A 20,164-nucleotide genomic window follows, 5' to 3' on the forward strand; every position below is an offset into this window, starting at 1 on the left:
TTGCGTTCTCCCCGTGAACGGAGAGAAGGGGCGCTGTCCGCCGCCGCTGCAACCGCTTCCGCAACGCAGAAGGATGCATCCATGACCACCAACGGCCATGCCCCGGATAAAAAACCGATCAACGTCGCGCTGCAGGGCGGCGGCTCGCACGGGGCGTTTTCCTGGGGCGTGCTCGACCGGCTGATAGAGGACGGGCGGCTGGAATTCGCCGCCATCTCCGGCACCAGCGCCGGCGCAATGAACGCGGTGGCGCTGGCCGACGGCTGGGTGCGCGGCGGCGCTGACGGGGCGCGGCAGAAGCTTTACGATTTCTGGCGCGCCGTGGCGCAGAAGGGCCGCTTCAGCCCGGTGCAACGCACGCCTTGGGACGTCGCCTGGGGCAACTGGTCGGTGGAGAACACGCCGGGCTACATCTGGTACGACGCGGTGTCGCGCATGCTGTCGCCCTACGTCGCCAACCCGCTCAACCTGAACCCGCTGCGCGATGCGGTGCGCGACGAGATCGACTTCGACAATGTCCGCGCCTGCAAGGCGATGAAGCTGTTCATCTCGGCGACGAATGTCGAAACCGGCCAGCTTCGCGTCTTCAACCCGGACGAGATCGACATCGACGTGATCATGGCGTCGGCCTGCCTGCCGCAGCTTTTCCAGGCGGTCGAAATCGACGGAAAACCCTATTGGGACGGCGGCTACGGCGGAAATCCGGCCATCTATCCGTTCTTCAAGGCTACCGAGACCGAGGATGTGCTTCTGGTGCAGATCAATCCGGTCATCCGCGAGGGCACGCCGAAATCCGCCAACGAGATACAGAACCGCATCGATGAGATCACCTTCAATGCCGGGCTACTGCGCGAATTCCGCGCCATCGCCTTCATCAAGGACCTGATCGCCGCCGGGCGCCTGCCGCATGGCGAGTTCCGCGACATCCGCATGCACCGGATCGACGCCGACGAGGCGTTCAAGGACCTGTCTGCTTCGTCCAAGGTCAACGCCGAATGGGCGTTCCTGGAATATCTGCGCGATCTCGGCCGCACCGCCGCCAGCGACTGGCTCGAGGAAAACTATGACGCCGTGGGCGAACGGCCGACGCTCGACCTTTCCGGCGACCTCGACGACGAGTACCGCCCGATGCGCAGCAAGGGTCTCGGCAAACGGGTGCAGGAATACATGGCGACGCACAAGAGGCCGCCCGCCGTGCGGCGCAGGGCCTAGAGCAAGCCGCCCGATTTCGGAATCGGCATCTCGCTCTAGCTTTTTTTCGCATCGTTTTTGCCGAAAACCGGCATCCACTTTTCGGCACGATGCTCGAGCGTAGATGCTTAGCCCTGGACGGCGATCTCGACGACCCTGACCAGCCCGCGGGCGGCGGCGCGCTGCTCATCGGGATCGGGTATGCGCATCTTCATGCCTTCGAGCCCGTCGAGCAGCAGCGCCGAGAGCAGCGGAGCCGACAGGCCCCGCGCCTGGAGGTCGACGCCGTTGCGCCGGGCCTCGTCCGCGACCGCGGCTTCCACGAGAGCGCCGAGCCGGCTGCGCCAGGCGGCATGCAGATCGCCCGCGAGCCTGCTCTTCATGTCGAGGATTTCGGCACCGTGCGGGGATCCCGCTATGTGCCGCATCATCGCGATCAGGCACTCCTCGATCATCGTCATCATCCGCTCGGCGAAAGGCCCCTCGCGCCGCAGTATGACGCCTGCCTGCGCGACCGAACCGTCCAGAAGCTGCTCGGCGATAGCCCGGTAGATTTCTGTCTTGTTCTTGAACAGGAGATAGAGCGCCGGCCGCGACATTTCCGCGGCGCTGGCGATGTCACCCATCGTCGTGCGTGAAAAGCCGTAAGCGAGGACGAGCCTCATCGCGGCCTCGAGGATGCGGGCTCGCTTGGGGTCGGTGGGTTCGGCGTCTGTCGTCATATTCCTCACTTCGCTATTGTCTATTGACAAAATAACAGAATTTGTCAAGCTGTCAGGGATCGGCGTCTCGGCGCCTCCGGCAATGGACGAAAACCAAGGGTATCCCCATGCGCCTCATCGTAGACGGAAAATCAATAGAGTTCGAAGCCGATCCGGAAATGCCACTATTGTGGGCGCTGCGCGATCTGGCCTGCAAGACCGGGCCGAAATTCGGCTGCGGCATCGCCGCCTGCGGCGCCTGCACGGTGCATGTAGGCGGCGAGGCGGTGCGCTCCTGCAGCCTGCCGGTGGGCCAGGTCGAGGGCGAGGTCACCACGATCGAGGGGCTTGCGGTCGACGGCAAGCTGCATCCGGTGCAGCAGGCGTGGCTGGACGAGCAGGTGGCGCAATGCGGCTACTGCCAGGCCGGCCAGATCATGAGCGCCGCGGCGCTGCTCGAAGCCAATCCCGACCCGACCGACCGGGACATAGACGAGGCGATGAACGGCAATCTCTGCCGCTGCGGCACCTATCCGCGGATACGCTCGGCGATCAAGAAGGCCGCCGCCCTCAAAACGGCGGGGATCTGACCATGGCCAGCGTTGCAAAGATCGCCAGGCGTACATTCCTGATCGGCGCTGCCGCCGTCGCCGGCGGCGTCGCGGTCGGCTACTACTCCTACCGCAAGCCCTATCCAAACCCACTCGACAAGGATCTCGCCGAGGGCGAGACGACCTTCAATCCCTACGTCAAGATCGCACCCGACAACACCATCACCGTGATCGTGCCGCGCGCCGAGATGGGGCAAGGCGTGGCGACATCGCTTGCCGCTCTGGTGGCGGAGGAGTTGAACGTCAGGCTCGACCAGGTGAAGGTCGAGCACGGGCCGGCCGACTGGGCTTACTACAATTCCGAGATATTTGCCGAAGGCGGCCCCTTTGCTTCCTTTAACGAGGGTGCCGTCGCCGAGGCCGCGCGCGGGCTGATGGGCGGTGTGGGCAAAATCTTCGGGCTACAGGGCACCGGCGGTTCGTCGTCGTTGCGAGACGGTTTCGGCAAGATGCGCGAGGCCGGTGCGACGGCGCGCGAGATGCTGGTGTCCGCAGCCGCGGCGCGTTTCAAGGTGCAGGCCGGCGAGTTGGTCGCCGACGGCGGCGTGATCGCCCACAAGACATCCGGCAGGTCGCTGACCTATGGCGAGGTGGCAGCCGATGCCGCGAAGCGGGAAGTGCCGTCCGGGATAAGGTTGAAGGACAAGTCCGAGTGGAAGCTGCTCGGCAAGCCGCAGCCGCGCACGGACATGCTCGCCAAGGTGACCGGCGCGCCGATCTTCGGCATCGACGTCACGCTACCGGATATGCTTTACGGCACCGTGAAGATGAGCCCGCGCTTCTGGGCGAAGCCGGTCAAGGCCGACATCTCCAAAGCGGAGAAGATGCCGGGCGTAGTGAAGATCGTGCCGATCGAGACGAGCTACGGCCACGGCTTCGGCGTCATCGCCGAGAACACCTGGGCGGCGTTCCAGGCGGCGGAAGCCATCGAGGTCGAATGGGGCGCGGCCGACTATCCGGCCGACAGCGCTGCGATCTCGCAAGCGCTCAAGGATGCGCTCGCCGTCGACGGCTCGGCCCTGCGCGACGACGGCGACGTAGACACGGCCTTCGCCGACGCGCCGCGCGAGAAGCTCGTCGCGGCGGAATATTCCGTGCCGTTCCTGGCGCATGCCTGCATGGAGCCTATGAACGCCACCGCAAGGCTGAAAGACGGCGTGCTCGACATCTGGTCGCCGAACCAGTTTCCGACCCAGACCCGGCTGATGTGCGCCGAAGCGGCCGGCGTCGAGCGCGACAAGACCTTGGTGCACACCACCTTCATGGGCGGCGGCTTCGGCCGCCGCGTCGAGATGGACTTTTCAGTCTTTGCAGCCCTGCTCGCCAAGGCGGTCGAAGGCCGGCCGGTCAAGGTAACCTGGACCCGCGCGGAAGATACCCAGCACGACGCCTACCGGCCGCCGGCGCTCGGCAGCTTCCGCGCGCACTGTGGCGAGGACGGCATGCCAGTCGCGGTAGACATGCAGATATCCTCACCGTCCGTCATGGCGAGCGCGATGCGGCGCTTCTTCCCATCCCTGTCGCCGGTCGGACCGGACAAGACGATCGTTGAGGGGTCCTACGATCAGCCCTACGCGATCCCGAATTACCGCGTTTCGGCGCACAAGGCCGACATCGGCATCCCGGTCGGCTTCTGGCGATCGGTCGGCAATTCCTACAACGGCTTCTTCCATGAATGCTTCATGGACGAGATCGCCACAGCCGGCAAAACCGACCCGGTCGAGCTTCGCCGGAAGCTGATGGCGTCCTGGCCGACGGCGGTCAAAGTCGTCGACAAGGCCGCCGCGATGGCGAAATGGGGCGAGCCGCTTCCGGCGGGGCGAGCGAAGGGGTTCGCCTTTACGTTGAGTTTCGGCAGCTGGGTCGCGGAGATCGTGCAGGTGGCCGATACGCCGGCCGGCATTCGCATCGAGAAGGTCTGGATCGCCGCCGATGTCGGCACGGCGCTCGATCCCGGCATTATCGAGGCTCAGCTGGTTTCAGGCGCGGTTTTCGGCCTCTCCGCAGCAATGGGTCAGGAAATCACCATCGCCGACGGCATGGTTGAGCAATCAAATTTCCATGATTTCGACGCAATGCAGATCTCCCAATGCCCCGCGTTCGAGATCGCCATACTGGAGAATGCGGAACGGATGGGCGGCGTCGGCGAAATCGGTACGCCACCGGCGGCGCCCGCGCTCGCCAATGCGGTCTTCGCCCTTACCGGCAAGCGTATCCGCACGCTTCCGCTGTCGAAGGAGGTCGCCTTTGCATGAACTCATTGAATCATGCTGACTCCTGCTGCCAATCGGGCAGGTTGCAATCTTCGGCATCATCAGCGCGTCGGAAGCCAGCGCGCCGCGCCTGAAAAATGTCAGGAAATGCTACCTGTGATAGAGCCATGAATTTTTCTGACTGTTTTGCGGCGCGACTTTGATGTAGGTAACGCGCGCCCGCGGAGCGTCGCTTCGCGGAGCGATTGAACACGGCCCGACGCGATACCATATCGGGGGCGCCCTTGCAGGACGCGGTCTGGCCGGCCGACAACGGAAAAAACGATAATGGCGAAGTACAGGTTCCACAAGCTTGCCGCGTTGGTCGTGCTCGCGGGCTTCGCGGCCTGGATGGGCACGGGGGAATTTTCCTCTGTCGGCAGCGCCGCCAATGAAGACGAGAAGAAGACGGAATCGGCCGAACAGCCGGCTGCTCCGCTGCGCACGGTTGCAGTGGTGACGCCGCCGCGTGTGCAGCATGCGCGCGCGATCCGCATTTCGGGCAGGACCGATGCGGAGAAGCGCGTCACGCTCGCCACCCGCGTCATGGGCGTCATAGAGAGCCTGCCGGTGAAGCAGGGCCAGCGCGTCGAGCGCGGCGACCTGGTGATGCGCCTAGACGCCCGGGACAAGGAAGCAGCGGTCCAAATGGCCGAAAGCGTGGTCACGCAGCGGCAGGCCGAGTTTGACGCCGCCGAACGGCTGGTGGGCGGCGGCAACGCGCCAAAGCTCCAGGCCGACCAGGCCCGCGCCGCGCTGGCTACCGCCAAGTCGGAACTGGAGGGCGCCAAGGCCGAGCTTGCCCAATACGAGATGTATGCACCCTACAACGGCGTCGTCGACCGGGTTCCCGTCCAACGCGGCAGCACCATCCTGGCGGGCGCAGAGGTGGCGACGCTGATCAATCTCGACCCGTTGCTCGCCATCGGTGAGGTAAGCGAACGCGATCTGCGCTACCTGAAGCTCGGCGACACGGCGGATATCGAGCTGGTTGACGGCACGACCGTGAAGGGCACGCTGCGTTACATCAGCCGCGACGCTTCGTCCGCCACACGCACGTACCGTATCGAAGTGGCAATACCCAACGAGAACAAAGAGCTGCCGGCCGGCATGACGGCGGAGATAAAACTGCTCGCCGAGTCTACCGACTCCGTTTTGCTGCCGCGCTCGGTCGTGACGCTGAGCGGCGACGGCGACCTGGGGATTCGCGCCGTCGACAAGGACGACAAGGTCGTGTTCTTCCCGATCGATCTCGTCGACGATACACCGAACGGACTGGTGCTCGGGGGGATCCCGGCCGATGCCCGCATCATTGTCGCCGGACAGGACCTTGTCACCGAGGGCGACACGGTAAAGGCCGTGGAAGCCGATCAGGAGACGATCAACAAACTCGTCGGCGAAGCCGGCAGCGGGACTCAGTAGCCCTATGGATATTGTCAAGCTTGCGATCCGCAATGCGCGTCTGACGCTTTCGGTACTGCTGTTCCTGGTGATCGCGGGAGCGCTTGCATACCAGTCGGTGCCTAAGGAGGCCGAACCCGACGTCGCCATTCCGATCATGTATGTGAGCCTCGTCTACCAGGGGATTTCGCCCGAGGATTCCGAACGCCTGCTGCTCAGGCCGGTTGAATCCCAGCTCAAGAACCTCAAGGGGCTGAAAGAGATGAAGTCCGCCGCCTATGAAGGCGGTGGATACGTTCTGGTTGAATTCGATCCTTCGACCGATCTCGGCGATGCTCTCATCGACACCCGTAACAAGGTGCAGGACGCAAAGCCCGACCTGCCCGAAGGCGTCGAGGAGCCAACCGTCAACGAGGTCAACATCTCGGAGTTTCCCGTCCTTGTCGTGACCCTGTCGGGCAATGTGCCAGAGCGGGCGCTGACGACGGCCGCCAAGGCCCTGCGCGACCGCATCGAGGAAGTCCCGGGCGTGCTCGAGGGCGTCATCCAGGGATCTCGCGAAGAGCTTGTCGAGGCGATCATCGATCCGGCCAAGCTGTCGTCCTACGGTCTTCAACTCGAACAGCTGATCCAGGGCATAGGTGCGTCCAACAGCCTGGTTGCCGCAGGCGCGATCGAAGGCTCCGAAGGCAAGTACGCCATCAAGATTCCGGCCCTGATCGAGACGCCGCTGGACGTCGCCAACCTGCCGGTTGTCGCCGGGCCGAACGCCGTGGTGCGCGTGAAGGACCTCGCCCTGGTCCGCTCCACCTTCAAGGACGCGGAAACGATCACGCGGCTCGACGGCAAGCCTGCCATCGCCATCGAAGTCAAGAAGCGCATCGGCGCCAACGTGGTCGAAACGATCGAAGGCGCCAAGAAGGTCGCCGACGAGTTCGTGAAGAGCATGCCGGAAGGCACCGAAGTCACCTACACGCAAGACAAGTCCGTCTTCGTCAACCAGCTTCTCAACGACCTGCAGAACCACGTCATCATCGCGGTGATCCTGGTCTTCATCGTCATCCTCTACGCGCTGTCGGGCCGGGCTTCTATGCTGATCGGCCTCGCCATCCCGTCCTCGTTCCTGATGGGCATACTGGCGCTGGCGATGATGGGCTACACCATCAATATGATCGTGCTGTTCAGCCTGATCTTGGCGGTCGGCATGCTGGTGGACGACGCGATCATCGTGACGGAGTTCGCCGAGCGCCGCATGTCTGAGGGCATGCCGAAGGAGCAGGCCTTCGAACTCGCCGCCAAGCGCATGGCTGGCCCGGTTATCGCCGCGACCATGACCCGTATCGCGGCGTTCTCGCCGCTGCTGTTCTGGCCGGGCATCATCGGCGATTTCATGAAATATCTGCCGATCACACTGATCGTCACGCTGGCCGCATCGATGGCCTATGCGCTGATCTTCGCGCCGACGCTGGGCGCCTTGTTCGCCAAGGCGCCGGTGCACGAAGAGGGTGAACTGCGCGACGGCTACTACATGGCGGTCGTCAAGCGTGCCGTGCATTACCCCAAGACGGTGCTGGTGCTGACGGTTGCGCTGCTGGTCGCGGTGCCGGTCGCCTATTCCAAATACGGTGCGGGCGTCGAGTTCTTCCCCACCGTCGAACCCGATTACGGCCTGCTTTACGTGCATGCCCGCGGCAACCTGTCTCTCGACGAGATGGATACCGCCACGCGCGAGGCGGAACGCCGCATCCTCGGCTGGCCGGGCATCACATCGGTCTACACCCGCGCCGGCAAGACGCGAGGCGGCGGCGCCGACATCCCTGAAGACGTGATCGGCGTGATCCAGTACGAATTCGTCGACTGGCGCGAGCGCAAGTCCGCGCATCAGATCCTGGACGAATTGCGCGTGGCCATGGCCGGCATTCCCGGCGTCGATATCGAGGTCCGTGTGCCGGATGCCGGCCCGCCGACTGGCAAGCCAATCCAGGTTCAGCTCTCCGCGGTCGATCCCGAAGGCCTGAACGAGAAGGCGGCCGAAGTCGCGGAGGCGGTCAAGCGGGTTCCGGGCGTCATCGACGTATCGGACGGCCTGCCGCCGCCCGGCGTCGACTGGGCGCTGGAGGTCGACCGCTCGAAGGCGGCGCAATACGGCATCAGCCCGACATCGGTCGGCACCGTCGTGCAGCTGGTCACCACAGGCCTTAAACTGACCGACTATCGGCCGGCCGGCGTTGACGATGCGGTGGACATCCGCCTGCGCCTGCCCGAGGACCGCCGCACCCTGGCGACGCTCGACCAGCTCAGGATAGAGACGGCCCAGGGTTCCGTGCCGATCTCGAACTTCGTCACGCGCAAGGCGGAAAAAACCACGGGCATACTGAACCGCATCGACGGCAAGCGAACGATCACCATTCAGGGCAACGTTGCATCCGGCCTTCAGGTCGCGGCGGTCCAGGCCGAGGTCTCGAATGTCGTCGGCGGCATGGATTTGCCCGGCATCGACTGGAAGCTGGCCGGTTCGAACGAAGACAGCGAGGAGGCCAGTGCCTTCCTGAGCAACGCCTTCGGCGCGGCGATCTTCCTGATCTTCATCGTGCTTCTGGCGCAGTTCAACAAGTTCACCAGCGTTCTGCTCGTGCTTTCCTGCGTCGTCATGGCGACGATCGGCGCGCTGCTCGGCATGATGCTGACCGGCCAGGCCTTCGTGATCGTGATGTCGGGCATCGGCGTCATCGCGCTGGCCGGCGTAGTCGTCAACAACAACATCGTGCTGATCGACACCTACGACCGCCTCCGCGAGGAGGGGTGGAGCAAGTACGACGCCGTGCTTCAGACCTGCCGCGAACGCGCCCGTCCGGTGGTGCTGACGGCGCTGTCGGCCATTCTCGGCGTGCTGCCCATCGCGTTCGGCCTCGGGCTGGAGATTTTCCATCACGAGACGACGATCAACGCGCCCTCGACCCAGTGGTGGATCGCGCTGTCGTCGGCGATCGTCTTCGGCCTGTCCTTCGCGACGCTGCTGACGCTGGTCGTCACGCCGTCGATGCTGATGGTCTTCACCCGCGAGACCCACGAGAAGGGCAGGCGCAACTGGTTCGCCCGGCTGTTCCGCCGCGGCGGAAAGACCGAGGCGGCGCCTGCGGCCGTCGAGCCGGTCGCCGTTCCGGGCGATGTCGCTTTCCCGAAGGCTGCGGAGTAGACGCCCGGCAGAGTTACGAAATGCGGCGATAATGCTTGGCGGGAAACGTGTTGTCCGTTTCCGCCAAGCAGGTTCCTGCTCCGAGTTCTCGTAGCTCTTTTGAACCGACTCGATGTCCGTTCAAACTGGTAAACAGACTTCGCCCGGGGAAGCGACCACTCCCTGGAGCCGTTGGTAATAATCCACTCGCAAAAGGTTTGTTGAACCCTTCGGAACCGGCGGGGCTTATTGCGCATTGTGGTCTCATTGCAACACTGCTTTCGAGGGACCCGTCATGACGTTGACCACCATTTTGATCATCATCCTGATTCTTATCCTGATCGGCGCCGTGCCGGCATGGCCGCATTCGCGTGCCTGGGGTTATGGGCCGTCCGGCATAGTCGGCCTTATTCTCGTGGTGCTCCTGATCCTGCTCCTGATGGGAAGAATTTGACGCGAACCTACGAGACAGGCGCCTTCGCGGCGCCTGTTTCGCTTCGATCGCTCGCTGAAGCTATTCCGCCGGTTGCGCCGGCGCGAAATCGGCGGTGCGCGCCAGCCCCGCCATCAGGCAGACCACGATCAGCAGGGCCGACAAAGCGATGAACACCGGGCCGAAGCCGGTGCGCTCGCCGACGAAGCCGATGGCGGAGGGCGCGACGAGCAGACCTGAATAGCCCATCGTCGTCACCACGCTCATGCCCGCGCCTGCAGATGTGCCGGGCTGGTTGCCAGCGGCCGAAAACGCTATCGGCACCATGTTGGCGACGCCGAGGCCGCAAAAGGCGAAGGCGGCGATGGCCAGCCACGGCCAGGGCGACAGGCCGGCCACCAGCATGCCCGCCGCCGCGATCAGGCTGGATACGCGCAGCGTCGTCACCGCGCCGAAACGGTTCCTGACGGCGTCGCCGAGGAAGCGGACGATGGCCATGGTGCCGGCGAAGAAAGCGAAGGCGAAGCCCGCCGTGGCGAGGTCGGCGCCCAGTTCCTGCTGCAGGTAGAGCGCTGCCCAGTCGAGCACCGCGCCTTCCGGCACCATCGAGAACAGCGCCACGATGCCGATCAGGTAGATTAGCGGATTTTTCGGCAGCGAGAATTTGTGATGCTCGTGCGCCAGGGCCTTCTTCTCGGCGATGAGTCTTGGAAGCGCCCATGCCATGACGGCGAGCGCGACGGCTGTCACCGCGGCGGCATGAGGGAGATGGCCGTAGGTCTGGATGGCGATGCCGCCAAGGCCGCCGCCGGCAAAGCCGCCGAGGCTCCAGAAGCCGTGCGACGAGGACATGATGGCCCGGCCGAGCCGCTTCTCGACCTCCACCGCATTGGCGTTCATGGCGACATCCATGCCGCCGATCATGCCGCCGAACAGGAACATCGCCAGCGCGGCGAGCGGCAGATTGGGCGCGGCGGCGACGACCAGCAGGCCGAATGCGCCGATGGCGCCGAACCACCGCACCACCGGCCGCGAGCCATAACGTGAAATCAGGTGGCCGCACAACGTCATCGCCGTGATTGCGCCCGCGCCGAACAGGAGGATGAGCAGGCCGAGCGTGAATTCGCTGATGCCGAGGCGCGTCAGGAAAACTGGGATCTGCGGCGCCCAGCTGCCGGTCAGGAAGCCGTTGACGAAGAACACCGCGCCGACCGCCCAGCGGGCGCGCACTGCGGTCGCAATGATATTGGTGGCGTCCATGGCGGATTCCGGGCGTTGGAGAACGCGGCGGAACCTAAATCGGTTCAGGGCTGAGTCAACCCGAAGGTGCGGTCAAATGTTGGGCCAGCACGGCCTTTCCCCCAAGGGGGAGGGACCGCCCTATCCGAACACCACCAGCAGATCCTTGGCGTCGATCTGGTCGCCGGATTTGACCAGCACTTCGGCGATCGTGCCGTCGCGTTCGGCGTGGAGCGCGGTTTCCATCTTCATCGCTTCGATGGACAAGAGCACGTCGCCCGCCTTCACCGCCTGTCCGGCGGCAACCGCCAGCGACGATACCACGCCGGGCATCGGCGCGCCGACATGCGCTTCGTTGCCCGGCTCGGCCTTGCGCCGCGCCTTCGACGCCGACGCGCCATGGGCGCGGTCCGGCACCTTTATGCGCCGCGGCTGGCCGTTGAGCTCGAAGAACACCGTCACCATGCCCTTGTCGTCGACCTCACCGATGGCGAAGCAGCGGATGACCAGCGTCTTGCCCTTTTCAATGTCGACGAAGATCTCGTCCTGCGGCTTCATGCCGTAGAAGTAGACCGGCGTCGGCAGCACGCTTACCGGACCGTAGGTCTCTTGTGCGCCGCAAAAATCGGAGAACACTTTCGGGTACATCAGCCACGAGGCGAACTCGAACTCGGAAAGCTTGCGCTCGAGCTTGCCCTCGATCTCCTTGCGGCTGGCTTCCAGATCGGCAGCTTTCAAGAGCGAGCCGGGGCGGACCGTGATCGGCTTCTCGCCCTTCAGCACCTTCTTCTGCAGCTTCTGCGGCCAGCCGCCCGGCGACTGGCCGAGATCGCCGCGCAGCATCGACACGACCGAATCCGGGAAGGCTATGTCCCTGGCCGGGTTCTCGACATCGGCGACAGTCAGGTCCTGGCTCACCATCATTAGCGCCATGTCGCCGACGACTTTTGACGAGGGCGTCACCTTGACAATGTCGCCGAACATCAGGTTCACGTCGTGATAGGCCTGCGCGACCTCATGCCAGCGGGTTTCGAGGCCTAGCGCGCGCGCCTGCTCCTTCAAATTGGTGAACTGGCCGCCCGGCATTTCGTGCAGATAGACTTCCGATGCCGGCCCCTTCAAATCGCTCTCGAAGGCCGCGTACTGGTTGCGCACCGCTTCCCAGTAGAAGGAGATGCGGCGGATCCATTCCGGGTCGAGCCCGGGATCGCGCTCGTCGCCCTTCAGCGCCTCGACAATCGAGCCAAGGCAGGGCTGCGACGTGTTGCCCGACAGCGCATCCATCGCCGCGTCGATGGCGTCGACGCCGGCTTCGACCGCGGCCAGCACCGTCGCCGCCGAGAGGCCGGACGTGTCGTGCGTGTGGAAATGCAGCGGCAGGCCGGTCGCCTCGCGCAACGCCTTGAAAAGCGCCTTGGCCGCGGCGGGCTTCAGGAGGCCCGCCATGTCCTTGACGGCTATGATGTTGGCTCCGGCCGCTTCCAGTTCCTTTGCCAGGCCGACATAATATTTCAAATCGTATTTTGCGCGGGCCGGATCGAGGATGTCGCCGGTATAGCAGATCGCCGCCTCGCAGAGGCCGCCTTCGCTGCGCACCGCGTCCATGGCGACGCGCATGTTCTCGACCCAGTTCAGGCAGTCGAACACGCGGAACAGGTCGATGCCGCCGGCCGCCGCCTGCTTTACGAAATGCTGGACGACATTGTCGGGATAGTTGGTGTAGCCGACGCCGTTGGCGCCGCGCAGCAGCATCTGCAGCAGGAGGTTGGGCGCCGCCTCGCGCACCAGCGACAGCCGCTCCCACGGATCCTCGGTGAGAAAGCGCATGGAAACGTCGAAGGTCGCGCCGCCCCAGCATTCAAGCGACAGCAATTGCGGCAGAGCCCGCGCATAGGTACCGGCGATGTGGGCGATGTCGTGCGTGCGCATACGGGTGGCGAGCAGCGACTGGTGGCCGTCGCGCATCGTCGTATCGGTGACCAGAACCTGCTTCTGCTCGCGCATCCAGGCGGCGAATTTTTCCGGGCCGAGCGTGTCGAAGCGCTGCTTGGTTCCGCCCGGGATCGTGCCGTTGAGATAGGGTACGACTGGAGCGGCGGCATCCGCCTTCGGCATCGGACGGCCGCGGGTTTCGGGGTGACCGTTGACGGTCACGTCGGCCAGGTAGTTGAGCAGCTTGGTCGCGCGGTCCTGCCGCTTCACCTGCGCGAACAGTTCCGGCGTCGTGTCGATGAACCTGGTCGTGTAGGAATTGTCGTGGAAGCTCGGGTGAGTGATGATCGCTTCGAGGAAGGTGAGATTGGTCGCCACGCCGCGGATGCGGAACTCCCGGAGCGCCCGGTGCATGCGCGCAATCGCCTCCTGCGGCGACGGGGCCCAGGCGGTTATCTTTTCCAGCAGCGGATCGTAGAAGCGCGTGATGACCGCGCCGGAATAGGCAGTGCCGCCGTCGAGGCGGATGCCGAAGCCGGTCGCGCCGCGATAGGCGGTGATGCGGCCGTAATCGGGGATGAAGTTCTGCTCGGGGTCTTCGGTGGTGATGCGGCACTGCAATGCATGGCCGTTCAGCCTGATCTCGTCCTGCGACGGCACGCCCGATTCCGGCGTTCCGATGGCAAAGCCGTCGAGGATGTGGATCTGCGCCTTGACGATGTCGATGCCGGTAACCTGCTCGGTGACGGTGTGCTCGACCTGGATGCGCGGATTGACCTCGATGAAGTAGAATTTCCCGGTGTCGGCATCCATCAGGAACTCGACCGTGCCGGCGCCGATATAGGCGGTTTCGCGCGCGATCTTCAGGGCATGGTCGCACAGTTCCTTGCGCTGGCCGGCGTCTAGATACGGAGCCGGTGCTCGCTCGACGACCTTCTGGTTGCGGCGCTGGATCGAGCAGTCTCGCTCATAGAGGTGGACGGCGTTGCCGTGGGTGTCGCCCAGCACCTGGACCTCGACATGGCGGGCACGCTCGATCAGCTTTTCGAGATAGACCTCGTCCTTGCCGAAGGCGGCCTTGGCCTCACGCTTGCCTTCCGTCACCTCGCGGGCAAGATCGGCCTCCGAGCGGATCGCCCGCATGCCGCGCCCGCCACCGCCCCAGGAGGCCTTCAGCATCACCGGATAACCGATCCCGGCGGCGAGCTTCTTCACCTCGGTGATGTCGTCGGGCAGCGGTCCGGTCGCCGGCACGACCGGAACGCCGACTTCGATCGCCAGGTCACGCGCCGCGACCTTGTTGCCAAGGCGCCGCATGGTCTCGGGCTTCGGCCCGATGAAGGTGATGCGATTTTCGGCGCAGGCCTCGGCGAATTCGGGGCTTTCCGACAAGAGGCCGTAGCCGGGATGGATCGCGTCGGCGCCGGCGAGTTTTGCGACGCGGATTACTTCCTCGATCGACAGGTAGCTCTCGATCGGCCCCATGTCCTTGGCGAGATGCGGGCCGCGCCCGACCTGGTAGGATTCATCGGCCTTGAACCGGTGCAGCGAGTATTTGTCCTCTTCCGCCCAGATCGCCACGGTTTTCAGCCCGAGCTCGTTGGCGGCGCGGAAAACCCGGATGGCGATTTCGGAACGGTTGGCGACGAGGATCTTGGCAATGGGCACGGGCGCACTCCGAAGGGAAGGTACCCTTCCTGCTTATCGCCAAAATGCTGCACTGCAAACTTTTGTTTCCGGCTAACCAGCCGCCGCGCAACAAAAAATGCCCGGCGCAAGCGCCGGGCATCCTTCAAAACCGGACGTTTGCCGGCTTATTCGTTCTCGAAGTAACTGTACTTGCCGTCGTCGCCCTTCTTCCACGTGTACATCACGTAGTCGGGGCGGGTGATGTCGCCCTTCTCGTCAAAGCCGATCTCGCCGATGGCGGTCGTGAACGGACCCTTGGCCTTGGCGGTTTCCGCAACCTTCATCGGATCGTTCTCGCCAGCTGCCTTGGCGGCATCGGCGATGATCTGAACCGCAGCGTAGGAGTAGAGCGTATAGGCTTCCGGCTCGAAACCGGCGGCACGGAACTTTTCGACGAGTTCCTTGGCGTTCGGGTTCTTGCGCGGATCCGGAGCAAACGTCATCAGCGTGCCGTCAACTGCGTCGCCTGCGATCGAAGCGAGTTCGTTCGAGACGATGCCGTCGCCCGACATGAAGCTCGCCTTCAGGCCCTGGTCGGCGAGCTGGCGCATGATCAGGCCGGCCTCGGTGTGAAGGCCGCCGTAATAGACGACCGAAACGCCGGCGTCCTTCATCTTGGCGATGAGCGCCGAGAAGTCCTTGTCGCCGACATTGATGCCTTCATACATGGCTTCGGTGACGCCCGCAGCGTTGGCTGCCTTCTTGGTCTCGTCAGCGAGACCCTGGCCGTAAGGCGTCTTGTCGTGGATGATGGCGACCTTGGCATCCTTGAAATTGGCTGCGAGATAATCGCCGGCAACTTTGCCCTGCTGATCGTCGCGACCGCAGGTGCGGAAGGTGTTCCACAAGCCGCGCTCGGTGAATTGCGGATTGGTCGAGGCAGGCGTGATCTGCATGATGCCGTTTTCGGCATAGACTTCCGACGCCGGGATAGACACGCCCGAGTTGAAGTGACCGACAACGAATTTGACGCCGTCGGCGACGAACTTGTTGGCAACCGAGATGCCCTGCTTCGGATCGGAGACGTCGTCGCCAACGACAACCTTGATCTGCTCGCCGTTGATGCCGCCCGCGGCATTGAGATCGGCGGCCGCCTGTTCGGCGCCCTTCTGGAGCTGCGCGCCGAAAGCGGCGTTAGGGCCGGTGATCGGGCCAGCCACGCCGATGATGATGTCCGCCCATGCGCTGCCGCTGAACGCTACAAGCGCGGTCAGTGCAACTGCGGACAAAAGTGACTTTTTCATTGAAAGACTCCCATTAACTGAGCGGGCTGGATGAATCCTTCATGCGATGCCCACCCATATCGCAGAAAGGCTACTTTGCCGATTTTCCGGCAGTTGTCACGCCGATTCATGGCTGAATCGGCGCGAATGGTGAACGTCAACTCCGGGCTTTCCAGCTCAACAGCGACGCCCTTTCATAGAGCCAGTGATACTGCGTCACCATCTGGTTCGTGCGTGTGTACTGGTATCCGACCAAGCCGATGATGGTGAGCACAATGGTATCGACGATGTAATATTGCGCCGAAAACATCGTGCCTCCGAACAGGGCGTGGTGAATGAAGCGCACCGCGATGCCGAGCAGGAGAAGGTAGATCACGACGGCGAACATCGGCCGCCATGTCTGGGCGCAGGCCTTGCCCGTCATCCAGGCGGCCCACCCGCCGAGCACGCAGGTGACGAAAAAGAACTGCCAGATCGAGGGTTCCTCATGGAGAATTCCCTGCATTTCACAACCTCCAGGCGGGCTTTGCCGCGCCGCCTTTATTCCGAATTCAGTCCCGATGCGGATGCGCCCGCACCGCCCGGTTGTCCCTAGTGCCTGCCACCCTCGAGATAGGCGGCGCGGACTTCCGGATTTGCGAGAAGCTCGGCGCCCGACCCGCTGAGCGTCACATTGCCGTTGACCATAACATAGCCGCGATTGGCGAGCTTCAGCGCGCCGAACGCGTTCTGCTCGACCAGAAACACCGTCAGCCCCTCGGTCTTGTTGAGTTCCCGGATCGCGTCGAAGATCTGCCTGACGATCAGCGGCGCCAGTCCGAGCGACGGTTCGTCCAGCAGCAGGAGCTTCGGCCTGGCCATCAGTGCGCGCGCGATCGACAGCATCTGCTGCTCGCCGCCCGAAAGCGTGCCGCCGCGCTGCCCGATGCGCTCCTTGAGGCGAGGAAAAAGCGTGAAAACCTTCTCGGCGTCCTGGTTGAAGTGCTTCATGTTGTCCAGGCTCGCGCCCATCTGGAGGTTTTCCATGACGGTCATGCGCGGGAAGATGCGCCGCCCTTCCGGCGACTGCGCGATGCGCATGCGGGCGATCTCATGTGTCGGCATTTCGGTGATGTCGGCGCCGGCGAAGGTGATCCTGCCGGCCCGCGCGCGCGGATTGCCGAAGATCGTCATCATCAGCGTCGACTTGCCGGCGCCGTTGGCCCCGATGAGCGCCACGATCTCGCCCTCATGGACCGCCACGTCAACGCCGTTGAGCGCCCGGATATTGCCGTAATAGGCCTGGACGCCTTCGACCTGCAGCAGCGCTTTCGTAGCCATCAGCGACTTCCTCCGCGCTTTCCGGATGCAGGTTTGGCGGCCTTGGCGAGCGCCTTGGCCTGGCCCACCCAATCCTCGCGGGCGATGCGCCCGTCAAACGCCAGATAGGCTTCGACAGCTTCTATGTCGGCCTTCTTCCACGCCGCGATCTGGTCGAAATGGAAGATGCCGTGCTCGTTGAGTTTCTTCTCGTTCACGGGACCTATGCCCTTGATCAGCACCAGCTTGTCAGGCGACGCCGCCGCGTGGGGCGGCAAGCGCGTTGGCAACCGCTCTGGTTTTGGGAGACGCGGGCTTCGGCGCCTTGGCGGCGGCCGGCTTTGCAGCGGAGGCTTTCACGGGCGCAGCCTTTTCCTCGACAGGCTCGGCCGCCGCGGCGGCAGCCTTCGCCTTGGCGCGCGCCGCGCGGTCATCCACCTGCTGCGCTTTGGATGCGCGGCTCGACACGGTGATGCGTTCGCCGTGGTCGTCGCTGTGGCCGATCGTGTCGGACACCGAGCCGGCCATCATGGAAGACGACGATCCCGGTCCGTGGCTGCGGTCCGGCTCGGCGTCGAACTGCTCGATGACCTGTTCGTCGCCGACTTCGACCAGCACCTCCTCGACCTCCTCATCCTCAACGCCGAGATAGGCGGCGACGACGCGCGGATCGTTCTTTACCGAGTTCGGGTCGCCGTCGGAGATCTTGCGGCCGTATTCGAGAACGACGACGTGGTCGGAAATCTGCATCACCACCGACATGTCGTGCTCGATCAGCAGGATCGAGGTGCCTGTGGTGTCCTTGATGTCGTTGAGCAGCGCGTTGAGCGCCATCGATTCCTTAGGATTGAGGCCCGCCGCCGGCTCGTCGAGGCAAAGCAGTTCCGGCTCGGTGCACATCGCGCGGGCGATTTCCAAACGCCGCTGCGCGCCGTAGGGCAGGTCGCCGGCCGGGTCGTCGGCGCGGTCGGTCAGATTGGCCTTTTCGAGCCAGAACTGTGCCAGTTCGACCGATTCGGCCGAGGCCTTGCGATAGCCGCCGATGCCGAGCAGGCCGAGGATCGTGTAGCCCGACGCCAGCATCAGCTTGTTGTGCTGCGCCACCAGCAGGTTTTCGAGCACCGTCATGCCCGAGAACAGGCGGATATTCTGGAAGGTGCGGGCCACTTTCGCCTGGGCGGTGATGCGGAAGTCGGGCATGCGCTCGAGGAGGAACGCCTTGCCGTCCCTGCCGCGCATCGTGATCATGCCCTCGGTCGGCTTGTAGAAGCCGGTGATGCAGTTGAATACGGTGGTCTTGCCCGCGCCGTTGGGGCCGATCAGCGCGGTGATCTGACCGCGCGCCGCCTCGAAGGACAGGTCGCCGATGGCGACCAGCCCGCCGAACTTCATCGACAGGTGCTCGACCGTGAGGATCGGATTGCTCAAGGGTGTTGCGGTGTTCATCAACCGTGTCCCTCCTTGGTGAAGGAACCCGACACCGATTTTTTCTTGAACAGGAAGGCGGTTGGCTCACGGCTGCCGACAAAGCCGCGCGGCTTCCATATCATGACGATGACCATAGCCGCGCCGAACAGAAGCATGCGGTAGAGTTCCGGCGTGAAGCTTGGACCGAAGATCACCTTGAGGAAATCCAGTTCGCGCAGGATTTCCGTGCCGCCGATCATCACCAGCGCCGCAATGGCGATGCCGGTGAGCGAACCCATGCCGCCGAGGACAACAATGGCCAGGATGATCGCCGATTCGAGGAAGACGAAGGATTCCGGGCTGACGAAGCCCTGACGCGCCGCGAAGAACGAGCCGGCGAAGCCGCCGAACATCGCGCCTGTCGCAAAGGCGGTGAGTTTTGTGGTGGTGGTGTTGATGCCGAGCGAGCGGCAGGCGATCTCGTCTTCGCGCAACGCCTCCCAGGCGCGGCCGACCGGCATGCTGCGCAGCCGGAGCGTCACGAAGGCGGTGAGCAGCGCCAGGCCGAGGATCAGGTAATAGAGGAAGATCTTGTAGTAGGCGCCGGACTGGGCGATGTCGAACACCTTCGAGATGTAATTGTCGTCAGTCACGTTGAACGAGAACAGGCCGAAGAACGTGACCTTCGGGATGCCGGATATGCCGGCCGAGCCGTTGGTCACCTCGCGCCAGTTGATCAGCACCAGGCGGATGATCTCGCCGAAGGCAAGCGTGACGATCGCCAGGTAGTCGCCGCGCAGGCGCAGCACCGGGAAGCCGAGTATGACGCCCCAGAAAGCCGCCATGGCGCCGGCCGCCGGTAGCAGGATCCAGAACGACCAGCCGAACTCAGTGCCGAGCAGGGCGTAGCAATAGGCGCCGACCGCATAGAAGGCGACATAGCCGAGGTCCAGCAGGCCCGCGAGGCCGACGACGATGTTCAACCCCCAGGCCAGCATGACGTAGATCAGGATCTGGATGCCGAAATTGTCGACCCATTTCAGCGAGCCCTGGAAGCCGAAGGCCGCAACTATGACGATGGGATAGAGCACCAGAAGGGTTACACCCAGCGCCGAAAAATTGGCCAGGATGAAGGTGCGGAAATAGTACAGGAGCCACGCCAGCGCATAGATGATCGCAAGGCCTCGAACCATGCCGAGGTAAGCCCCGACTTGCGGGCCGACCGCCGCTGTGAGGCTGGCGCCGAAGGCGAGCAGGATAGCCGCCACGACGAGCGCCGCGATGAAATACGGCAGGCGGAAGAAGCGGACCGCCACGGTGTCCGGCAAAAGTCCGGTCGTGATGTCGGCGATCTTCTGCCCGGCGATGAAAGGACGGATATAGGCGACGGTGACGAAGCGCCCGATCATGACCAGCGCCACGACGACGGCCAGGAGGCCCCAGCGCTGCACGATGATCAGTTCGTTGCGGATATTCTGGTCTGTCTTCAGCCCGACCAGCAGGACGAAAAGCCCGAAAGCAAGGACGCCGGCATAGAGCGCCTCGCGGATGGCGCGGGGAAACAGGTTCTCTGTTTCGACGCGATTGGCGGAAACGGCTTGGACCATGTTG

At 64.0% G+C, this 20,164-nt stretch carries 13 protein-coding genes and 1 pseudogene; 6 read left to right on the forward strand and 8 right to left on the reverse strand.

What is annotated here, in order from left to right; translation table 11 throughout:
• The first annotated feature begins 81 nt into the window (after positions 1–81).
• Positions 82–1,212, forward strand: coding sequence for a patatin-like phospholipase family protein (locus ACG873_RS22600; protein ID WP_394887783.1), 1,131 nt, complete (start codon positions 82–84; stop codon positions 1,210–1,212).
• Positions 1,213–1,319: 107 nt separating this feature from the next.
• Here the strand turns inward: ACG873_RS22600 and ACG873_RS22605 are convergent, their stop codons facing one another.
• Positions 1,320–1,913 carry a TetR/AcrR family transcriptional regulator gene (locus tag ACG873_RS22605; protein WP_394887785.1) on the reverse strand — a complete coding sequence of 198 codons (594 nt, stop codon included), beginning with the start codon at positions 1,911–1,913 and terminating at the stop codon, positions 1,320–1,322.
• 107 nt (positions 1,914–2,020) lie between these two features.
• Between ACG873_RS22605 and ACG873_RS22610 the strand changes: the two genes are divergently transcribed.
• The 5 genes from ACG873_RS22610 (at position 2,021) to ACG873_RS22630 (ending at position 9,785) form a co-directional block, all read left to right on the forward strand.
• The gene (locus ACG873_RS22610) at positions 2,021–2,482 is read left to right on the forward strand and encodes a (2Fe-2S)-binding protein (protein ID WP_394887786.1); all 462 of its coding nucleotides are present in this window, start codon (positions 2,021–2,023) and stop codon (positions 2,480–2,482) included.
• A 2-nt stretch (positions 2,483–2,484) separates the two neighbouring features.
• Positions 2,485–4,758 (forward strand): xanthine dehydrogenase family protein molybdopterin-binding subunit, encoded by a 2,274-nt coding sequence (locus ACG873_RS22615; protein WP_394887788.1) that lies wholly within the window; start codon positions 2,485–2,487, stop codon positions 4,756–4,758.
• A gap of 285 nt (positions 4,759–5,043) precedes the next feature.
• Positions 5,044–6,177: an efflux RND transporter periplasmic adaptor subunit gene (locus ACG873_RS22620; protein WP_394887790.1), complete on the forward strand. Its 1,134-nt coding sequence runs from the start codon at positions 5,044–5,046 to the stop codon at positions 6,175–6,177.
• A 4-nt stretch (positions 6,178–6,181) separates the two neighbouring features.
• Entirely contained in the window at positions 6,182–9,352 is a 3,171-nt protein-coding gene (locus ACG873_RS22625) for an efflux RND transporter permease subunit (protein WP_394887792.1), read from the forward strand.
• A gap of 274 nt (positions 9,353–9,626) precedes the next feature.
• A complete protein-coding gene (locus tag ACG873_RS22630) occupies positions 9,627–9,785 on the forward strand; it encodes a DUF3309 family protein (protein WP_394887794.1) in 159 nt (52 codons plus the stop codon).
• 60 nt (positions 9,786–9,845) lie between these two features.
• Here the strand turns inward: ACG873_RS22630 and ACG873_RS22635 are convergent, their stop codons facing one another.
• From ACG873_RS22635 to livM, 7 genes and pseudogenes are all read right to left on the reverse strand, one after another.
• Positions 9,846–11,024, reverse strand: coding sequence for an MFS transporter (locus ACG873_RS22635; RefSeq protein ID WP_394887796.1), 1,179 nt, complete (start codon positions 11,022–11,024; stop codon positions 9,846–9,848).
• Positions 11,025–11,144: 120 nt separating this feature from the next.
• Positions 11,145–14,603 carry a pyruvate carboxylase gene (gene pyc, locus ACG873_RS22640; protein ID WP_394887798.1) on the reverse strand — a complete coding sequence of 1,153 codons (3,459 nt, stop codon included), beginning with the start codon at positions 14,601–14,603 and terminating at the stop codon, positions 11,145–11,147.
• A gap of 146 nt (positions 14,604–14,749) precedes the next feature.
• Positions 14,750–15,868 carry a branched-chain amino acid ABC transporter substrate-binding protein gene (locus ACG873_RS22645; RefSeq protein ID WP_394887800.1) on the reverse strand — a complete coding sequence of 373 codons (1,119 nt, stop codon included), beginning with the start codon at positions 15,866–15,868 and terminating at the stop codon, positions 14,750–14,752.
• 136 nt (positions 15,869–16,004) lie between these two features.
• Positions 16,005–16,352 (reverse strand): DUF6867 family protein, encoded by a 348-nt coding sequence (locus tag ACG873_RS22650; RefSeq protein ID WP_394887802.1) that lies wholly within the window; start codon positions 16,350–16,352, stop codon positions 16,005–16,007.
• Between the two features lie 86 nt (positions 16,353–16,438).
• Positions 16,439–17,167 carry an ABC transporter ATP-binding protein gene (locus tag ACG873_RS22655; RefSeq protein ID WP_394887803.1) on the reverse strand — a complete coding sequence of 243 codons (729 nt, stop codon included), beginning with the start codon at positions 17,165–17,167 and terminating at the stop codon, positions 16,439–16,441.
• Positions 17,167–18,592 (reverse strand): annotated as a pseudogene (locus tag ACG873_RS22660) (ATP-binding cassette domain-containing protein). The gene ACG873_RS22655 and the pseudogene ACG873_RS22660 overlap by 1 nt, the downstream one beginning before the upstream one ends.
• Positions 18,592–20,160 (reverse strand): high-affinity branched-chain amino acid ABC transporter permease LivM, encoded by a 1,569-nt coding sequence (gene livM / locus ACG873_RS22665; RefSeq protein WP_394887804.1) that lies wholly within the window; start codon positions 20,158–20,160, stop codon positions 18,592–18,594. Before livM ends, ACG873_RS22660 begins: the two are co-directional and overlap by 1 nt.
• Positions 20,161–20,164: the final 4 nt, after the last annotated feature.

Origin of the sequence: Allomesorhizobium aridi (genome assembly GCF_043769475.1) — a bacterium.
GTDB lineage: Bacteria > Pseudomonadota > Alphaproteobacteria > Rhizobiales > Rhizobiaceae > Allomesorhizobium.